At 37.6% G+C, this 19,843-nt stretch carries 12 protein-coding genes, 4 tRNA genes and 3 rRNA genes; 3 read left to right on the top strand and 16 right to left on the bottom strand.

Annotated features, from left to right (window positions below):
* Positions 1–393: 393 nt before the first annotated feature.
* The 8 genes from AC5LW9_RS03195 to znuA all read right to left on the bottom strand — a co-directional run bounded on the left by AC5LW9_RS03195 (position 394) and on the right by znuA (position 9,414).
* Positions 394–469 (bottom strand) — tRNA-Lys (locus AC5LW9_RS03195).
* Between the two features lie 131 nt (positions 470–600).
* A complete protein-coding gene (gene ybgF / locus AC5LW9_RS03190) occupies positions 601–1,374 on the bottom strand; it encodes a tol-pal system protein YbgF (protein WP_198228897.1) in 774 nt (257 codons plus the stop codon).
* Between the two features lie 22 nt (positions 1,375–1,396).
* Complete coding sequence (gene pal, locus AC5LW9_RS03185) at positions 1,397–1,882, bottom strand: peptidoglycan-associated lipoprotein Pal (protein WP_198228898.1); 486 nt, start codon at positions 1,880–1,882, stop codon at positions 1,397–1,399.
* A 170-nt stretch (positions 1,883–2,052) separates the two neighbouring features.
* Positions 2,053–3,348 (bottom strand): Tol-Pal system beta propeller repeat protein TolB, encoded by a 1,296-nt coding sequence (tolB, locus tag AC5LW9_RS03180; RefSeq protein ID WP_370528607.1) that lies wholly within the window; start codon positions 3,346–3,348, stop codon positions 2,053–2,055.
* A gap of 427 nt (positions 3,349–3,775) precedes the next feature.
* On the bottom strand, positions 3,776–4,585 hold the full coding sequence (gene mutM, locus AC5LW9_RS03175; protein WP_198235678.1) for a bifunctional DNA-formamidopyrimidine glycosylase/DNA-(apurinic or apyrimidinic site) lyase: 810 nt from the start codon (positions 4,583–4,585) through the stop codon (positions 3,776–3,778).
* 10 nt (positions 4,586–4,595) lie between these two features.
* A complete protein-coding gene (gene mrcB, locus AC5LW9_RS03170) occupies positions 4,596–6,929 on the bottom strand; it encodes a bifunctional glycosyl transferase/transpeptidase (protein WP_198228901.1) in 2,334 nt (777 codons plus the stop codon).
* A gap of 135 nt (positions 6,930–7,064) precedes the next feature.
* Positions 7,065–8,426 carry a murein DD-endopeptidase MepM gene (gene mepM / locus AC5LW9_RS03165; protein WP_198228902.1) on the bottom strand — a complete coding sequence of 454 codons (1,362 nt, stop codon included), beginning with the start codon at positions 8,424–8,426 and terminating at the stop codon, positions 7,065–7,067.
* A 28-nt stretch (positions 8,427–8,454) separates the two neighbouring features.
* Entirely contained in the window at positions 8,455–9,414 is a 960-nt protein-coding gene (gene znuA / locus AC5LW9_RS03160) for a zinc ABC transporter substrate-binding protein ZnuA (RefSeq protein WP_198228903.1), read from the bottom strand.
* 93 nt (positions 9,415–9,507) lie between these two features.
* Here znuA and znuC point away from each other — a divergent pair, with 93 nt between their 5' ends.
* From znuC to AC5LW9_RS03145, 3 genes are all read left to right on the top strand, one after another.
* Positions 9,508–10,254, top strand: a complete 747-nt coding sequence (gene znuC, locus AC5LW9_RS03155) for a zinc ABC transporter ATP-binding protein ZnuC (RefSeq protein WP_493456316.1) — start codon at positions 9,508–9,510, stop codon at positions 10,252–10,254.
* A gap of 31 nt (positions 10,255–10,285) precedes the next feature.
* A complete protein-coding gene (gene znuB / locus AC5LW9_RS03150) occupies positions 10,286–11,086 on the top strand; it encodes a zinc ABC transporter permease subunit ZnuB (protein WP_198228904.1) in 801 nt (266 codons plus the stop codon).
* 119 nt (positions 11,087–11,205) lie between these two features.
* A complete protein-coding gene (locus AC5LW9_RS03145; RefSeq protein ID WP_198228905.1) occupies positions 11,206–12,729 on the top strand; it encodes a YifB family Mg chelatase-like AAA ATPase in 1,524 nt (507 codons plus the stop codon).
* Positions 12,730–12,734: 5 nt separating this feature from the next.
* Here the strand turns inward: AC5LW9_RS03145 and AC5LW9_RS03140 are convergent, their stop codons facing one another.
* From AC5LW9_RS03140 to murI, 8 genes are all read right to left on the bottom strand, one after another.
* A complete protein-coding gene (locus tag AC5LW9_RS03140) occupies positions 12,735–13,073 on the bottom strand; it encodes a MaoP family protein (protein WP_039129930.1) in 339 nt (112 codons plus the stop codon).
* 132 nt (positions 13,074–13,205) lie between these two features.
* Positions 13,206–13,281, bottom strand: a tRNA-Trp gene (locus AC5LW9_RS03135).
* 8 nt (positions 13,282–13,289) lie between these two features.
* Positions 13,290–13,366: transfer RNA gene (locus tag AC5LW9_RS03130), tRNA-Asp, on the bottom strand.
* Positions 13,367–13,396: 30 nt separating this feature from the next.
* A 5S ribosomal RNA gene (rrf, locus tag AC5LW9_RS03125) occupies positions 13,397–13,512 on the bottom strand.
* Positions 13,513–13,640: 128 nt separating this feature from the next.
* Positions 13,641–16,539, bottom strand: a 23S ribosomal RNA gene (locus tag AC5LW9_RS03120).
* Between the two features lie 220 nt (positions 16,540–16,759).
* A tRNA-Glu gene (locus tag AC5LW9_RS03115) sits at positions 16,760–16,835 on the bottom strand.
* A gap of 56 nt (positions 16,836–16,891) precedes the next feature.
* Positions 16,892–18,429, bottom strand: a 16S ribosomal RNA gene (locus AC5LW9_RS03110).
* Together the 16S, 23S and 5S rRNA genes with 3 tRNA genes alongside form the textbook arrangement of a ribosomal RNA operon.
* 382 nt (positions 18,430–18,811) lie before the next feature.
* The gene (gene murI, locus AC5LW9_RS03105; protein ID WP_198228864.1) at positions 18,812–19,636 is read right to left on the bottom strand and encodes a glutamate racemase; all 825 of its coding nucleotides are present in this window, start codon (positions 19,634–19,636) and stop codon (positions 18,812–18,814) included.
* Between the last annotated feature and the right edge of the window lie 207 nt (positions 19,637–19,843).

The following is a 19,843-nucleotide window of genomic DNA, read 5'->3' as shown; positions in this document are numbered from 1 at the left end:
ATTTTTCCTATTATTTGTTGTGTTATTTGATAAATGCTAAAACAACAACAATAATGATAATGATTATTATTCGCATGCACAACTTATTTTATGTTTTTCAGCTCTGTAAAATAGGTTTTTAATTATATTTTTTTGAAATATATTAATATTATTAAATATAAGTAAGGCTATTTTGTTAAATTAAGAAAGGATGAATGAAGATGATAGGAACTAATTTTGATTATTCGATACTTTTTGTACTTAATTAATCTCTGTGGAATTAAAAATATGTGTTATTCAAATTTATTAAAAATAAATTTTGACTAACATTAATGTTTTTTATCAAGTTAAGTGTATTAAGTTGAGTATATTAAGTTGAGACAGCTTTTATGATTTCAAAATGAAGAGAGAAGGTGGTGGGTCGTGAGCGATTCGAACGCTCGACAAACGGATTAAAAGTCCGCTGCTCTACCGACTGAGCTAACAACCCATATTGAACGAAATCTTTATTCTTAATAACTAGCGCTACAAGCGATTTCGGGTTGCTATAATACTTATAATTGCTAAGCAGCGCAACCCTTTTATTAGTATTTTAATTCAATAGCTGGTTATTTATACATTTTATTTAAGCGATGCTAATTTTTGCTTCGCAAGATCAACAACCTGTTTATCTTTAGCATATTTACTTATAACTTGTTGAAAAACAGTTTTAGCATTCTTTTTATCACCTTTATCCAATAAGATAGCTCCTACTTTATAAAGGCTATCTGCTGCTTTGGAAGAAGATGGATAATTTTTTACAACAGTAGCATAATAAAATGAAGCCTCATCGTTCTTTCCTTCCTTATAATAAAGTTGACCCAACCAATAATTAGCATTGGCTAAATAAGATGATTTTGGGTAATTCTTTATAAACTTTTGAAAGGCAGCTATTGTATCAGCATTTTGTTTATCATCATTAATAAATTGTACAATGAAATCATAATCAATTTTATCATTACCAGAATTTGTCCAACTTTGTAAATCTGATGGTGGTTGGTCATCAGTAGCAGAAGGTGGTAAAGATATACCCTCTCTGGATGAATTAGTATTAGAAGAGAGTCCTGAACCATTAACCAATTGCTGAAGAATCATTTTTTGACGTTCTATGGTCTGATTAAGCTGGTATTGAGTTTCTTCTAGTTGACCACGAAGTGTATCGACATCAGCTTGTAATTCAGTAATTTTCTGTTGACTTTCAACTAATAATTGACCTTGTGCTTGAATCGTTCTTTCTAAATCTGAACTTCTTGCAGCACAACCATAACTGTTAAATAGAAGAAATAAGAACAATATCAGTGCTTTTTTATACATATTATTATACTCAGCGTGAACTTGATAAATAAACGGCTGCATAAACAGCCGTTAAATAAACTAATTAGAAACCAGAGTATGTTATTACTGCACGACGGTTTCTAGAATAAGCTTCTTCGTCATGTCCTAATACAGCTGGTTTTTCTTTACCATAAGATACGATGTCCATTTGTCCGCCAGGAACACCATTACCTTGTAGATATGATTTAACTGCGCTCGCACGACGTTCACCTAATGCAATATTGTATTCTGGCGTACCACGTTCATCAGCATGACCTTCAATTACGACTTTAATATCTGGATTTGCACGCATGAAAACTGCATGATCATCTAATAATGTTGCAAACTCTTGTTTAACATTATATCTATCAAAATCAAAATATACGATGTTGATTTGTTGTAATTTACGAATTTGCTCTAAAACTCTTTGGGATGCATTAACGGTTGTAGTCCCACCTTGGTCAGTAGTGGTATTGTTTGATGAACATGCAGTAACTGCCATTAGTGGTAAAGCAACCGCAGCTACTTTAAGAAAATTAGAAAATTGCATTGTATTAACTCCTTTGTGTTTTAAAAAATATTACTTATATATTATATCTCTTACTAATTATAAAAATAACACAATTTATCAATTAGAAATTATAGCGTTATATATTATAACGCTATTACCTTTTGTACAATTTTAATATTCAGAATATAGAATAAATTTCAATCCTTTATTTATAAATATGGTGACCAAGCAGGAAATTTTACTTGCCCATCAGTAGCAGGTAGTCTAGCTTTAAAATTACCATCGGTTGAAACAAGATTCAAAATTGTGCCTAATCCTTGTGTTGAACTATAAATAATCATAGTTCCATTAGGTGCTATGCTTGGTGTTTCATCCAAAAATGAATCCGTCAATCGTTGATAAGTATTTGTTTCTGTATCATAACGTGTAATATGCTGTTCACCGTTATTTGTCGAAATCATTGCAATAAAAGAACCATCAGGAGCAACACGGGCATTTTGATTTTGTGTATTATCCCATGTTAAACGTTGGGTGCTTCCATCATTTATATTAATAGTATAAAGTTGAGGGCGACCAGCTTGGTCAGAAGTATAAACAATTGTTTGGCTATCTGGCATCCATGATGGCTCAGTATCATTGCTACGACCTGATGTAATTTGAGTTAATTTCTTTGAGTTTAAATCCATCATATATAAATTTAAACTTCCATCTTTGGATAATGCAAAAGCTAATTTACTGCCATCAGGAGAAAAAGCAGGGGCACCATTATGTTTTGGGAAAGCAGCAATTGTTTGAACAGCGCCGGTTTCTAATGATTTTACAACTAATGATGAACGACCACCTTCAAAAGTTACATAAGCAAGTTTTTTGCCATCCGGTGACCATGTAGGCGACATTAATGGTTCTTTAGAACGGTGGACAGTCATTTGATCATACCCATCGTAATCAGACACCCTTAATTCGTGTGTAAAAGGTCCCCTAGTAGTTTTAACCACATAAGCAATACGTGTTCTAAAAGCACCTTTTATGCCTGTTAGTGACTCAAAAATTTCATCACTTGCAGTATGCGCTGCATAACGAATCCAACGTTTATCAATCGAATATTGATTTTGTGCTAAAACTGCACCTGGACGAGTAACGGTATCAATTAATTGATAATTAATTAAATATTTCCCGGAAGCATCAGGTTGAATGGAACCAACAACCACAGCTGAAACACCAAGTTGATCCCAAACAGCAGGAGTAACTTCTGAAGCAGTGGTTGGCTTTTGTGGCATATTATTAACATCAATAGGATTAAATTTACCACTATTGCGTAAATCTGAAGCAACTATATCCTCAATATTTTGTGGAGGCTCACCCGATCCTGTCCACTTAAAAGGTACAACTGCTATCGGTTTGGCAGAACTAACGCCATCGGTGATAATAATGCGAACATCTGCATTAGCAATCATTGTATGAAATAAAACAGATAAAGTTATCAAAAAGCGACAAGCAAATTTGATCATCTTAAATTCCTTAATAAAAGCGAAATAAATTACATTAAAATCAATGCAAATTACAAACAACGCGATTGAAATATCTTTGGAGTTTAATATTTTATCACTAATTAATTAGCGCCACATATTAAACTTTATAAAAGATAAATACTTTTATCCCCCCCAAAAAGATATCCGATATCGCGTAACAAGTCTAGTCACTTCAAAGCAAAATATTTCAATTTACTTTTTGCTACATTCCAATAATTAGCTTTTCAGTTGGTAAACACTAATTAATTGAAAAATTGGTATGTACATTTATCTGAGTTGATGATGGTTTAAAGAAAGAAAATAGATGTTATTTATACAAATTTTAACTTAATTGAGCTTTCAATATTATGTTAACTTACATCGACTATTTTAGGTAATTACTCACATAAAAATAAACAATTCATTATTTTTGACATTGTTCACAATAAAACGTATTACGTTGTCCTATTCTTTGTGATTTTATTTCTGCATTACAAATATAGCATTTTTCACCACCTCTACCATAAACTTGAAGTTCTTGAGCGAAATAGCCTGGTTTTCCATCCGATTGCAGAAAATCTTTAAGCGTGGTACCACCTTGTGTAATTGATTTAGTAAGTACTTGCTTAATAGCATTAACTAATCTCTCAAATTCCACTAATTGTATAGAATTGACTTTTCGATTGGGATTAATTTTTGCCATGAACAATGATTCTGAAGCATAAATATTGCCAACGCCAACCACAATATGATTATCCATAATCCAACTTTTAATGGGTATTTGTCGATTTTTTGCTTTTTCAAATAAATAGTTTGCTGAAAACTCATCACTCAAAGGTTCTGGTCCCAAATGTTGCAATTGGAATACATCATCGAGTGAATTAGCCCAAAGCCAAGATCCAAAACGTCTTGGGTCTGTGTAACGTAATATCACACCATTTTCTAAAACCAAATCAATATGGTCATGTTTTTCAGCTTCTTGATGATTTTTTAAAATGCGTAAACTACCTGACATTCCTAAATGAATTACTATCCAGTTATAAGACAATTGTAACAACAGATATTTCGCACGTCTTTGAATATCTAAAATAACTTGTCCTTGAGCATTCTTAATTGCATCATCAACTGGCCAACGCAATTTAGGCTGTCGAACAATTATTTGTTTAATAGTCTGACCTTTTAAATAAGGTAAAATACCACGACGACTTGTTTCGACTTCTGGTAATTCAGGCATAGAGTCCTACTTAGTTATTTAACATTTCAGATACCCAAGACGGTGCCGATTTATCTGACACCGATTGGTTACCGCCAGAACACAAACCTTGGGGATTAGCGGTCCATACAGGCAAAGTACGAACACCACTTCCACCACATTGCCACTGACCATTGCTATCAATTGGCATCATAAAAATATTTTGTGGCATAGGCAGTACTAATTTCTTAGGTGGATTATTCTGTAAATATTCACTATAAATTTTTAGCGCTCCCGTTGCTCCTGTTAATTTCATAGGAGAATGGTCATCAAGCCCAATCCAGATGACAGCAACATTTTTACCATCAATTCCTGTAAACCAACTATCTCGTGAATCGTTACTTGTCCCAGTTTTAGCAGCGAGTTTAAATGGTCCATATTTGGATTTTAATGAACGCGATGTACCTGATTCAACAACCTGCTGCATTGCATAAGTTGTTAAATAAGCGGACTGTGCTGACACAGCTTGTAGTTGCTGTGGATAACTTTGATAAACCAACTTTCCTTTATCCGTTAATACATATCGGAGAATAGTTAATGGCGAACGTTGGCCATTATTAGTAATAGTTTGAAACATTTGTGCTGTTTCTAATGGCGTTAATTCTAAAGCTCCAAGTAATCTTGATGGTAAATTAGGTATGCGATCTGCTGGTACACCTAATGCTTCTAAAGTATTTTTACTCGCATCAAGTCCTAATTCCATTCCTAGATTAACAGTCGGTACATTAAGTGAGAGCGCTAAAGCATCCACCAACATAACACGATCACGATATTTCCGATCAAAATTTTTCGGTTGCCAATAGCTTCCATTATCGACTTTAATTGACAGTGGATTATCATTAAGCCAACTATTTAGTTGATAATTATCTGGTTGCCCTAACGCAGTCAAATAGGTTGAAGGTTTAGCTAAAGACCCAATTGATCGTCTTGTTAACCATGCTCGATTGTAACCAGGATAACGTGGTTCAGCACTACCTATAATTGACCGTATTTCACCCGTTTCCCGACTAACAATGACCATTGCAGTTTGTAAATCTTTGTTCGTAGATTTACGTAATGATTCTATTTGATTGGTTACTGCTTGTTCGGCAGCTGCCTGAGCAACTGGATCAAAAGTAGTGAAGATCTTCATTCCTGACAGATGATCAGCTTTATCTCCTAACTGCTTTCTCAGTTCACTGCGTACAACTTGCATAAATGCAGGTTGAGGAGAAATGACGCCTCCTTTAGGTAATACAGAGAGTGGGCGCTGACTTAATAAGTTATATAACTCTTCATCAATAATACCTTGTTGTTGAGTAAGTTTTAAAACAATATTACGACGCTCAAGAACTTGTTTTGGTTGTGTCCAAGGATTATAAAGTGATGCGCCTTTTACCATTCCAACTAAAACAGCTTGCTGATCTAATGTAAGCTCATTAACAGGACGTCCAAAATAATACAGGCTAGCCAGCGGAAAACCATGAATCTCTTCACTACCTGCTTGTCCAAAATAGACTTCATTTAGATATAATTCTAAGATTCTTTCTTTGCTATATCGGGCATCTAAAATCAATGCCATATAAGCTTCGCGGATCTTTCTACTTAAGCTACGTTCATTAGTCAAAAAAAGATTTTTTACTGTTTGTTGCGTTAAGGTACTACCACCTTCCGTACGACCAGTCGTTAAATTAACAAAAATCGCACGTCCAATAGAGTATAAACTCACTCCATAATGATTATAAAAACGTTTATCTTCGGTGGCTATTAATGTTTGTATGAGTGAATCAGGAAATTCTTTTAACGGCACAAATAATCGCTGCTCGCCATTAGGAGAATGCAGCATAGTAATTAATTTAGGATCAATGCGTAGTAATCCAAAATCACGACCGGTATCTAAATTAGTGATACGATCAATATGATTTTCATAAAATGAAATTTTGACACGAAACGCTTTTTCTTCACCATCAGGGAAAGTAAAAGGTCGACGATAAATTTGTACTGTATCGTTAGTAACAATAAATTCGCCAGGGCGCGTTGCTTTGGTGTCTTGCTGTCGATATTGAGCCCCAACTAACATAGTGACTACATCACTTAAACTGTATTCACTATCTGGTTCAAGATCAATAATTTGACCATAAACTGCAGCTGGCAGTTCCCAAACATTACCATCAATACGTTCTTTGATTTGCTGGTCAAGATAGATACCATAAATTATAGCTACAGCAGCAAAAACTAGAAAGACTTTAAACAGAAACGACCAAAGCCGTCGCCATAAAGTCTTTTTCTTAACCTTTTTAGCGGATCGTTTTTTATTTGTTTTGGTTGTTTTTGTTGATTTATTCAAGCTACACCTAACATTTATTATTCAATCAAAATTAACCTTATAATAACATAATTTCTTAAGGATACCTTAACCTTCTTTTCGTTAAAAAGTTTCAGGAAATGGGTACGTTTTAGTATAAAATTAACCTTTAATTTTTTAAAAATTTAGCTGCGGGCGAATATCTTTAACTTTTGACAAAAATGCTTTTTTTGATTTACCAGTTAACCCTTCTGAAATAGGTAAACTTGCCGTTAAAGGATTAACAGGTTTATTATTAATATGTAACTCAAAGTGTAGATGAGGGCCTGTCGATCGCCCTGTATTGCCTGATAGGCCAATCTTATCACCTTGCTTAACTTGCTGACCAGGTTTTACCAATATTTTATCCAGATGCATATATGTTGTCATATACTGACGACCATGACGAATAGCAATATAGTTACCCGCAGAACCACTATACTTGGCAATAACCACTTCACCATTACCTACTGATAAAACAGGTGTTCCTCGGGATACGGCAAAGTCAACTCCATTATGAGGTGTAACAACACCAGTAACAGGATTTAAACGACGTGGGTTAAATCCTGACGATACACGAGCCTGTTTTTCAAGAGGATATCGAAAAAAACTTTGTGATAAGCTGCCGCCGTTAATATCATAGTATTGACCATCATCAGCTAAAATAGCATAATAATCTTTGCTACCATTTCTAATGCGAACACCGATTAATTGACTATTAGACAAGCGCTTACCATGTACTTCACGCGATAAAATTACCGAGAATTTATCACCAACTTTTAAACGACGAAAATCTAAGCGCCATTGTAAGGCTCGAGTGATAACACCAATTTCACTACTCGTTAATCCACTTTTACGCGCATCAGCAATGAAACTGTTTTTTATATCCCCCTTTATAACTACTTCCTGTGGTATCACTTCTACAGTTTCAGAGCTTTCGATAAATTTATTGCCTGATTTTTCGTAAATTCTGATATTGTTACTGGATATTATCCAACTAAAACTTTGTAAATTATTGGAATCATCAGTCGTCCAACTAACTTGTTGACCAATTCTTAAATTGGCTAGCTGTTTAAAGTTAGTTGTTAATTGGTAAACATCCCTTCTATTGACGTTATACCTTAGTAAAATATCATGTAGAGTATCACCACGTGCAACAGTATATTGCACAGTATTACCCTTATCTTCAATAATGTCATCTAGCTCATCTTTAACTATTTCATCCTCAGGAACATCTGATGATTCAGTAACTTGATCTGTTTTTGACTTACCGCCAACAACTTCAATTCGACCATCTCCAACAATAACTGGAGAATTAATATTATCTATTACTGTCGTTTCAACTTGAGGAGTCAAAGGAACATATACCGTGCGCTCCAAATTAAGTGGCCGCCATAATACGGTAAATGAGATAACCACAAGAAGAACACCTAATAGTGAAAAATAGGGAAAATTAGATTTATTCTTTTCAATATTAGGGGATTTAATCTTACTTGCCAAAATTAACCTTAACTATTTATTATCTACATTACTTTTTATCTAAACAATCCAACAGTTGCTGTGTTAATCTTAATAAAAATTGTGAATAGGCATTTTTGGATAAAGTGATATCTGTACCCAAGGGATTCAATTCGCCAATACGAACATCTGTTCCATTCACTATTTTTTCAATAACTGCAGGGCTAAACTGTGGCTCTCTAAATACACATACTGCTTGATGTTCTTTTAATTCTCGTTTGATAGCATAAACAGTTTGAACACCTGGCTGTACTGCTGGATTTATGGTAAAACTACCTAGATTTTTTAATCCGAACTGTGATTCAAAATACCCATAGGCATCATGAAAAACAAAATATCCGCTATTTTGTACGTTAATCAGTTTTTTTGCAATGTTTTGTTCTGTTTCAGCTAGTTTAACGGTGAATTCGTTTAAATTTTCATCAATAATATCTTTTTTGTTGGGATATATACTAATAAGTTTATCATGTACTGCTTGAGCAATCTCTTTGGCTATTTTTGGGGAAAGCCAAATATGCTCATCGTATTCACCATGATGATCATGATCAGAATCATTATTATGAGTATGGGTTTCATGTTGATCATGATTATTTGTACTGGTTCGTAGTAAACTTTTAATGGTGGGTATATCCATTAATTCTATTTGTTTGTCCTTATCAATACTTTTTAAAACTGTAGGCATGAATGTTTCTAAGTCCTCACCAACCCAAATAATCAATTCAGCTGTTTTTATTTTAGCTAAATCCGATGGTTTTAAAGAATATGTGTGAGGAGATGTTCCATCAGGCAATAAAATATCAGTATTTGTTATGCCATCAGAAACCGCTTGAGTTATAAAAGCAATAGGTTTTACAGAGGAAATAATGTTTGCATTCGCATCTAAAATAAACCCATTAATAATGAGCAATGGACCTAGCATTTTTAAGAATCGCAATAATCGATTAGATTTAATTTGTGCATTTTTTTTCACATTATTATCCTATAGTTATAAATTATGGTAGAATAGATCACATTATTGTTATAGTATAACATAACATATAGGTGAGCAAGGACTTACGTTAATATGACTCAGCTAATTTCGCTAGATAATGTTTCGGTTGAAATAAAACATCAAAAAATAATACATAATGTTTCGTTATCAATTAGCACAAATCAAATTGTAACGTTACTTGGCCCAAATGGTGCAGGTAAATCAACATTAGTTAAAGTCATTTTGGGATTAATGCCTTATACATCAGGAAAGATAACTCGTTTAACTAACTTAACAATTGGTTATGTTCCACAATCCATCAAACTTAATCCGACCTTACCCATTACTGTAAAGCGTTTTATGTGTTTGAATAAACAATTAAATAGTAAAAATGTTCTAAACATTCTATCTTTGGTAAAAGCAGAATATTTAATTGATAAATCAATGCATCAACTGTCTGGCGGTGAACAGCAAAGAGTTCTACTTGCTCAGGCGTTAGCTAAACGCCCCCAATTATTAATCCTAGATGAACCGACGCAGGGGGTAGATGTTAATGGACAGGTTTTATTATATGATTTAATTAGTAATGCGAAAACACAGTTTAATTGTGGTGTTTTAATGGTTTCACATGATCTACATTTGGTAATGGCTAAAACAGATGAAGTCATCTGCTTAAATCATCATATTTGTTGTTCAGGAACGCCAGCTAGTGTCTCAAATGATCCAGAATTTATTTCTCTTTTTGGTCAACAAGGTGCATCTCAAATCGCTGTTTATAAACATCATCACAATCATCAACATGATCTATGTAAACACACTAATGAACAGCAAAATAATTAAATAATCTTACCTAAAATTGGAAAAAAAGATAATGATTGAGTTACTATTACCATCTTTATTAGCGGGTTTATTTTTAACTACAGTAACAGGTCCGTTAGGTACATTTGTTGTATGGAGAAGAATGTCATATTTTGGTGATACTTTATCACATGCAGCTTTACTCGGTATTGCATTTGGTTTTCTACTCAACATAAATTTGTTTTATGCTGTTATTTTTATAACACTTTTACTTGCTATAGGATTACTTTGGCTGGAATCTCAAAAGCAATTGCCAATTGATACCTTACTTGGTATTTTGGCTCACAGTGCATTATCACTAGGCCTAGTAGTTATTAGCTTAATGAAGAATATACGTATTGACTTGATGGGATACTTATTTGGCGATCTTCTATCTGTAACATATTCTGATCTTTTTCAAATTATTATTTGTGTAATGCTTATTGGCACTTTACTACTTTGGCAATGGAATAATTTTTTATTCATTACTGTTAGTGAAGAATTAGCATTTAGTAACGGTATTAATATACAATTCACAAAATTGTTTTTGACCCTTTTATTAGCATTTACAATAGGAATAGCAATGAAATTTGTAGGTGCACTGATTATCACATCGCTACTTATTATTCCTGCTGCAACAGCCAAATATTATTCAAAAACACCTGAATCTATGGCATTAATAGCAATAGTTATCGGTATGTTATCTATCATTGGAGGATTATTATTTTCATTCATTTACGATACCCCAACAGGCCCATCCGTTGTATTGAGTAACACATGTCTATTTTTTATATCATTATTTATTTCGAGATTCTTGATTAGTGAAAAAGAGTAAATAATAGAAAAAATATCATATTTATTGTGAACAAATACGCATAAATTTAACAGTGAGATTTATGCATGACTTATATATAAATAAAGTGATAATAAATTTAAATGTTAAAGATTAAAATTATGTCACTTGCAACTATTTTCACTCGCGCATCCATTGGAATACAAGCTCCACAAATAAATGTAGAAGTTCATATTAGTAATGGATTACCAGGTTTTGTCCTAGTTGGTCTTCCTGAAGCAACTGTCAAAGAAGCAAAAGATCGTGTTAGAAGTGCAATCATTAATAGTGGATTTACTTTTCCTGCAAAAAAAATAACTGTCAATTTGTCGCCAGCCGATCTTCCAAAAGAAGGCAGTCGTTTTGATTTACCTATTGCTATTGCAATTCTTGCTGCAACACAACAAATTCCCTCTGATAATTTATCTAAATATGAATTTTTAGGAGAGCTTGCTTTATCTGGAGAAATTAGAGCGGTTAAAGGTGCTATACCCGCTGCACTTTCATCCCAAAAAAAGCAGCGTTCGCTAATAATATCTGCAGAGAATCAATCAGAAGTATCTTTAATACACCAAGGAAATACATTAATCACAAATAATTTAGTCGAGGTATGTCAACATTTGACACAAGAAATAAGTTTACCGTTAGTAGCTTATAGAGAATACCATAATGGTAATGATACGTTAACTAATTTGCAGGATATTATTGGGCAAGAGCATGCTAAAAGAGCATTGGAAATAGCGGCAGCTGGAGGCCATAATTTATTATTAATAGGCCCCCCTGGGACAGGTAAAACAATGTTAGCAACTCGGTTAACATCATTATTGCCTCCATTATCTGATGCAGAAGCATTAGAAAGTGCAGCAATTACTAGTTTGGTTAGTTCAAATGGATCAATCCAAAATTGGCGTAAACGCCCTTTCAGATCGCCTCATCATAGTGCTTCAATTGCAGCATTGGTTGGAGGGGGATCAATACCTAAACCCGGTGAAATATCACTAGCTCATAATGGAGTGTTATTTTTAGATGAACTTCCTGAATTTAACCGTAAAGTCCTTGATGCGTTAAGAGAACCTATTGAATCAGGTGAAATCATTATTTCAAGAGCAAATGCTAAAATAAAATTTCCAGCTAGATTTCAACTTATAGCGGCAATGAATCCAAGTCCTACAGGACACTATCAAGGAACACATAACAGAACGACGCCTCAACAAATCATTCGTTACCTAAATCGACTGTCAGGACCATTTTTAGATAGATTTGATATATCTATTGAAGTACCACTTTTACCTAAAGGAGCATTGCGTCAGAGAGCAATAAAGAGCGAATCCACTGAAATGGTAAAAGAAAGAGTTTTACGAGCCAGAAACATTCAAATGGAAAGAAATAAAAAATTAAATAGCCAACTAACCTCTAATGATATTCAACTTTATTGTCAGTTATCTGATGAAGATAATGAGTATTTAGAACAAGCTTTGATAAAATTAGGACTCTCAGCTAGAGCATGGCATAGAATATTGAAAGTGTCCCGAACTATTGCAGATTTAGAGTTATCAAAAAACATAGAACGAAAACATATTTCAGAAGCTTTAAGTTATCGTTCTATGGATAGATTGTTAATTCAATTACACAAAAATATTGGTTAAAAGAATTAGTCATCACTATCTACGAAATCATCATTAACATCAACTTGAGGCTTACCGCCTGATAATGTATGAAAACGTTTCGGCTTATTTATACGGGATAGGTATTTTAACCATGCTTTTTCTAAATCAGTAGAAGGTTCTTTTTTTCCTTTACACACTGCTACAAATGACTTTTCGTCTGCTGTAACAGGCTTTCTTGTTTCTGCATCAAGATCCCTAAAAGCACAACCATATTTTTCTAAAATTTGTGCTTCTTTAATTGTGAAATCTCCGTGGCGAGAGAATCCCCTTGGATAATTTTTATTATCAAAAAAACGTTGTTGACTTACAAAACTTTCAGCCATTTTATATCCTCTAGATTGTAAAAGTATCTGGGCGGGAATTATAATTCACTAACTTAATCTGTAAACAAAAATTTTTTATTTATGTTAGTAAAAATTACTAAACGGCTAAAATTAGAACAAAACCATCATTTTTGGCAGGGGCGGAGAGTCTCGAACTCCCAACACCCGGTTTTGGAGACCGGTGCTCTACCAATTGAACTACGCCCCTAAATAAGGTGGCGGAACGGACGGGGCTCGAACCCGCGACCCCCTGCGTGACAGGCAGGTATTCTAACCAACTGAACTACCGCTCCACCAAATTTGGTGTGTATATAAATTTAAAAGTCTGGCGGCTCCCTACTCTCACATGGGTAATACCCACACTACCATCGGCACTTCGGCGTTTCACTTCTGAGTTCGGCATGGGGTCAGGTGGGACCACCGCGCTATTACCGCCAGACATATCCTGTCTTCTCTTTCTCTCAATCAGTGCATTATCTCACATCTGCACTCATCTCTCAATCAAGAACAAACTGTTCGATTATCTCATAATCAATTATTCGCGTAACCAAAACAACTCCGAGTTGTAAGGTTAAGACTCTCGGTTCATTAGTATCAGTTAGCTCAATGTATCACTACACTTACACACCTGACCTATCTACGTCTTAGTCTCAAACGGACCTTACTGATTCTCATCAGGGAAAACTCATCTCGAGGCTAGTTTCGTACTTAGATGCTTTCAGCACTTATCTATTCCGCACGTAGCTACCGGGCAATGCAATTGGCATCACAACCCGAACACCAGCGGTGCGTTCACTTCGGTCCTCTCGTACTAGAAGCAAACCCTCTCAATTTTCCTACGCCCATGGCAGATAGGGACCGAACTGTCTCACGACGTTCTAAACCCAGCTCGCGTACCACTTTAAACGGCGAACAGCCGTACCCTTGGGACCTACTTCAGCCCCAGGATGTGATGAGCCGACATCGAGGTGCCAAACACCGCCGTCGATATGAACTCTTGGGCGGTATCAGCCTGTTATCCCCGGAGTACCTTTTATCCGTTGAGCGATGGCCCTTCCATTCAGAACCACCGGATCACTATGACCTACTTTCGTACCTGCTCGAGCCGTCACTCTCGCAGTCAAGCTAGCTTTTGCCATTGCACTAACCTCCTGATGTCCGACCAGGATTAGCTAACCTTCGTGCTCCTCCGTTACTCTTTGGGAGGAGACCGCCCCAGTCAAACTACCCACCAGACAGTGTCCCTTACCTCGATTCAGAAGTATAGGTTAGAACATCAAACATTAAAGGGTGGTATTTCAAGGTCGACTCCATGCATACTGGCGTACACACTTCTTAGTCTCCCACCTATCCTACACATTAAGGCTCAATGTTCACTGTCAAGCTATAGTAAAGGTTCACGGGGTCTTTCCGTCTTGCCACGGGTACACCGCATCTTCACGGCAATTTCAATTTCACTGAGTCTCGGGTGGAGACAGCCTGGCCATCATTACGCCATTCGTGCAGGTCGGAACTTACCCGACAAGGAATTTCGCTACCTTAGGACCGTTATAGTTACGGCCGCCGTTTACTGGGGCTTCGATCAAGAGCTTCTGCTTACGCATAACCCCATCAATTAACCTTCCAGCACCGGGCAGGCGTCACACCGTATACGTCCACTTTCGTGTTTGCACAGTGCTGTGTTTTTATTAAACAGTTGCAGCCAGCTAGTATCTTCGACTGAGTTCACCTCCGTCCGCTCGGGACTTCAATTACAATCAGCGTGCCTTCTCCCGAAGTTACGGCACCATTTTGCCTAGTTCCTTCACCCGAGTTCTCTCAAGCGCCTTAGTATTCTCTACCTGACCACCTGTGTCGGTTTCGGGTACGATTAACTATAACCTGAAGCTTAGAGGATTTTCCTGGAAGCAGGGCATCAATTACTTCACTACCTTAGTAGCTCGTCATCACGCCTCAGGGTCTCAGTGACCGGATTTGCCTAATCACACCCCTACACGTTTAACCCACCATCCAATAGGTGGTAAACCTAGCCTTCTTCGTCCCCCCATCGCAGTTATAGCCAGTACGGGAATATTAACCCGTTTCCCATCAGATACGCCCTTCGGCCTCTCCTTAGGGGTCGACTCACCCTGCCCCGATTAACGTTGGACAGGAACCCTTGGTCTTCCGGCGAGCGGGCTTTTCACCCGCTTTATCGTTACTTATGTCAGCATTCGCACTTCTGATACCTCCAGCATACCTCACAATATACCTTCAACGGCTTACAGAACGCTCCCCTACCCAACACACTTACGTGCGCTGCCGCAGCTTCGGTGCATAGTTTTAGCCCCGTTACATCTTCCGCGCAGGCCGACTCGACTAGTGAGCTATTACGCTTTCTTTAAATGATGGCTGCTTCTAAGCCAACATCCTAGCTGTCTAAGCCTTCCCACTTCGTTTCCCACTTAACTATGACTTTGGGACCTTAGCTGGCGGTCTGGGTTGTTTCCCTCTTCACGACGAACGTTAGCACCCGCCGTGTGTCTCCCATGATTAAACTTGTCAGTATTCGTAGTTTGCATCGGGTTGGTAAGCCGGGATGGCCCCCTAGCCGAAACAGTGCTCTACCCCCAACAGTTACTCATGAGGCGCTACCTAAATAGCTTTCGGGGAGAACCAGCTATCTCCCGGTTTGATTGGCCTTTCACCCCCAGCCACAGGTCATCCGCTAATTTTTCAACATTAGTCGGTTCGGTCCTCCAGTTAGTGTTAACCAACCTTCAACCTGCCCATGGCTAGATCACCGGGTTTCGGGTCTATACCCTGCAACTTAACGCACAGTTAATACTCGGTTTCCCTTCGGCTCCCCTATTCGGTTAACCTCGCTACAGAATATAAGTCGCTGACCCATTATACAAAAGGTACGCAGTCACCATTACCCTACGGTAACAGCTCCCACTGATTGTACGTACACGGTTTCAGGGTCTATTTCACTCCCCTCCCGGGGTTCTTTTCGCCTTTCCCTCACGGTACTGGTTCACTATCGGTCAATCAGGAGTATTTAGCCTTGGAGGATGGTCCCCCCTTCTTCAGACAGGATATCACGTGTCCCGCCCTACTCTATAAGCTTCCACATAACGCATTTTCATGTACGGGACTTTCACCCTCTATCGTGCGACTTTCCAGACGCTTCCATTAATACATCATGCTACCCGCTTGGGCTACTCCCCTTTCGCTCGCCGCTACTCAGGGAATCTCGGTTGATTTCTTTTCCTCGGGGTACTTAGATGTTTCAGTTCTCCCGGTTCGCCTCATCTGACTATGGATTCATCAGATGATAGTGCAGTCGCCTGCACTGGGTTTCCCCATTCGGACATCAACGGCTATAGCGCCTTTTATCGACTCACCGTTGCTTTTCGCAGATTAACACGTCCTTCTTCGCCTCTGATTGCCTAGGCATCCACCGTGTACGCTTAATTTCTTAACCTTACAACTCACAGTTGTCTTGGTTTTCATTACGCTTTTTTCTCTTCCTTATACCAAACCAACATACTTTCATACATCAGCTCAACATAAAAACGAGAACTCGTTTCTTTCAGCTTGTTCCTAATTGTTAAAGAGCTTTATACTTCTATTCACTTTACTATCTCGCGACTTCAAGTAAATACAAACATAATTTTTATAAGAAGCAATTTCATCACATTTTATGGCGTCCCCTAGGGGATTCGAACCCCTGTTACCGCCGTGAAAGGGCGATGTCCTAGGCCTCTAGACGAAGGGGACTTAATCACTTCTTCTTTATAAACAAACAATCTGTGTGAACACTTACGAGCTCTTCGTAAGGAGGTGATCCAACCGCAGGTTCCCCTACGGTTACCTTGTTACGACTTCACCCCAGTCATGGACCACACCGTGGTAAACGCCCCCCCGAAGGTTAAGCTATCTACTTCTGGTGCAACCCACTCCCATGGTGTGACGGGCGGTGTGTACAAGGCCCGGGAACGTATTCACCGTGACATTCTGATTCACGATTACTAGCGATTCCGACTTCATGGAGTCGAGTTGCAGACTCCAATCCGGACTTAGACGTACTTTATGAGGTCCGCTTGCTCTCGCGAGGTCGCCTCCCTTTGTATACGCCATTGTAGCACGTGTGTAGCCCTGGTCGTAAGGGCCATGATGACTTGACGTCGTCCCCACCTTCCTCCGCTTTATCAACGGCAGTCTCCTTTGAGTTCCCGGCCGAACCAATGGCAACAAAGGATAAGGGTTGCGCTCGTTGCGGGACTTAACCCAACATTTCACAACACGAGCTGACGACAGCCATGCAGCACCTGTCTCACAGTTCCCGAAGGCACTCTCGCATCTCTGCAAGATTCTGTGGATGTCAAGACCAGGTAAGGTTCTTCGCGTTGCATCGAATTAAACCACATGCTCCACCGCTTGTGCGGGCCCCCGTCAATTCATTTGAGTTTTAACCTTGCGGCCGTACTCCCCAGGCGGTCGATTTATCGCGTTAGCTTCGGAGCCCATCACTCTAGGCAACAAACTCCAAATCGACATCGTTTACAGCGTGGACTACCAGGGTATCTAATCCTGTTTGCTCCCCACGCTTTCGCATCTCAGCGTCAGTATCTGTCCAGAAGGCCGCCTTCGCCACCGGTATTCCTCCACATCTCTACGCATTTCACCGCTACACGTGGAATTCTACCTTCCTCTACAATACTCTAGTTAACCAGTTTTAAGTGCAATTCCTAGGTTGAGCCCAGGGCTTTCACACCTAACTTAATTATCCGCCTACATGCCCTTTACGCCCAGTCATTCCGATTAACGCTCGCACCCTCCGTATTACCGCGGCTGCTGGCACGGAGTTAGCCGGTGCTTCTTCTGTAATTAACGTCAATTGATGCACCTATTAGATACACCACCTTCCTCGTTACCGAAAGTACTTTACAACCCGAAGGCCTTCTTCATACACGCGGCATGGCTGCATCAGGGTTCCCCCCATTGTGCAATATTCCCCACTGCTGCCTCCCGTAGGAGTCTGGACCGTGTCTCAGTTCCAGTGTGGCTGGTCATCCTCTCAGACCAGCTAGAGATCGTCGCCTTGGTAAGCCATTACCCTACCAACTAGCTAATCCCATATGGGTTCATCAAATGGCGCATGGCCCGTAAGTCCCATGCTTTGGTCTCTCAACTTTATGCGGTATTAGCAGTCGTTTCCAACTGTTGTCCCCCTCCATTCGGCAGATCCCCATACTTTACTCACCCGTCCGCCACTCGTCATCAAGTGCAAGCACTCATGTTACCGTTCGACTTGCATGTGTTAAGCCTGCCGCCAGCGTTCAATCTGAGCCATGATCAAACTCTTCAATTTAAAGTTTGATGCTCAATAACTGTCTCTGACATAATTCAAATGAATCTTCAGTGTCACTTATCAAGACTTAATTTTTTAGTCCGTAGACTTTTAATCTTTCGTCTCGCAAGTGCCCACACAGATTGTCTGTTTCTTCTTTTTAAAGAGCTGACAGCTTTTTTAAGTTAACTAAGCTTATCGCTCAGTTTGCTGTCTCAAGGGATGCGTATACTACGCTACACCTTTTTATTCGTCAAGATCTTTTTTCAAAATTTTTGACCTTGCTCACTCACACCTTTTTCGTCTGCTTATCGCTGACGCCGTGTCAGTGGATGCGCATTATAGGCACTTCATTTTTTTTGGCAAGCAAAAAAGTTCAAATATTTATTCGTTTGGACAACCTTTAAACACCAAAAACATTAAAACTTTGATATTTATCAAGATTATATTCAGTTAATTTTTTGATTAATTTTTCAACGGACTGATTATAAGTCGTACTTAATATGATATTTGCTTTATTAAATGAAGATATTTTGTCTACCTCATATTTATCTTTTAATAAATTATATACCCGTGTTGCAATTGCATAACCTGAATCAATAAAGTTTACTTGAGGAAAAATCATCTGCAGCTCTTCTTTAATAAAAGGATAATGAGTACATCCAAGAACAATTGTGTCAGGAATAGTTTGTAAACTGAGCCATGGATGCATCAACTCTTTTAAATGTTGCATATCTACAGCAATACCTTGTAATTTATTTTCTGCTATAAGTGCTAATTCAGATAGACCTAATAATTTAACTGAACAATGATTAGCATATTGTTTAATTAAATTTGTTGTATAAGCCCTTTCAATGGTTGCTTTTGTTGCCAATAATCCTATGCACTTATTTTTTGTTAGTAAGCTTGCAGGTTTAATAGCAGGAACTACACCCACTATAGGAAAAAGAAATTTAGCGCGCAAACTAGGTAGGCAAATTGTACTAGCAGTATTGCATGCAATAACCGCTAAATCAATTTGTTGAAACTTAGTAATGGTTTTTATAACAGAATTAACTCTATTAACTAGAAACTCTGGAGATTTATCACCATAAGGAAACATTTCATTATCAAACGCATAAATATACCGCGCATTAGGCATTTTATTGTAAATTTCATTATAAACAGATAATCCACCAATGCCAGAATCAAACACTAACACCACAGGAGATTGTTTTATAATATTCATATTAAATTAAACTTTATTAGATAATAAATAGAAAACGCACAATATCGTAAATTGAATAGAAATTAATGCAAGTAATTTTATCTGTATCAAAATTTATTCAATATTTTATAGTTATTAAGATAGACGTCTAGATGGTAAAACTGCTAAAATAGATTACCAGAAATTAGGTATTATATTTCGATTACTAAACACAATTAAGTCAAAAGG

Source organism: Gilliamella sp. LMG 34360 (assembly GCF_984568995.1).
The sequence above is the reverse complement of the archived record's forward strand: the minus strand, read 5'-3'. Positions and strand labels throughout refer to the sequence as shown.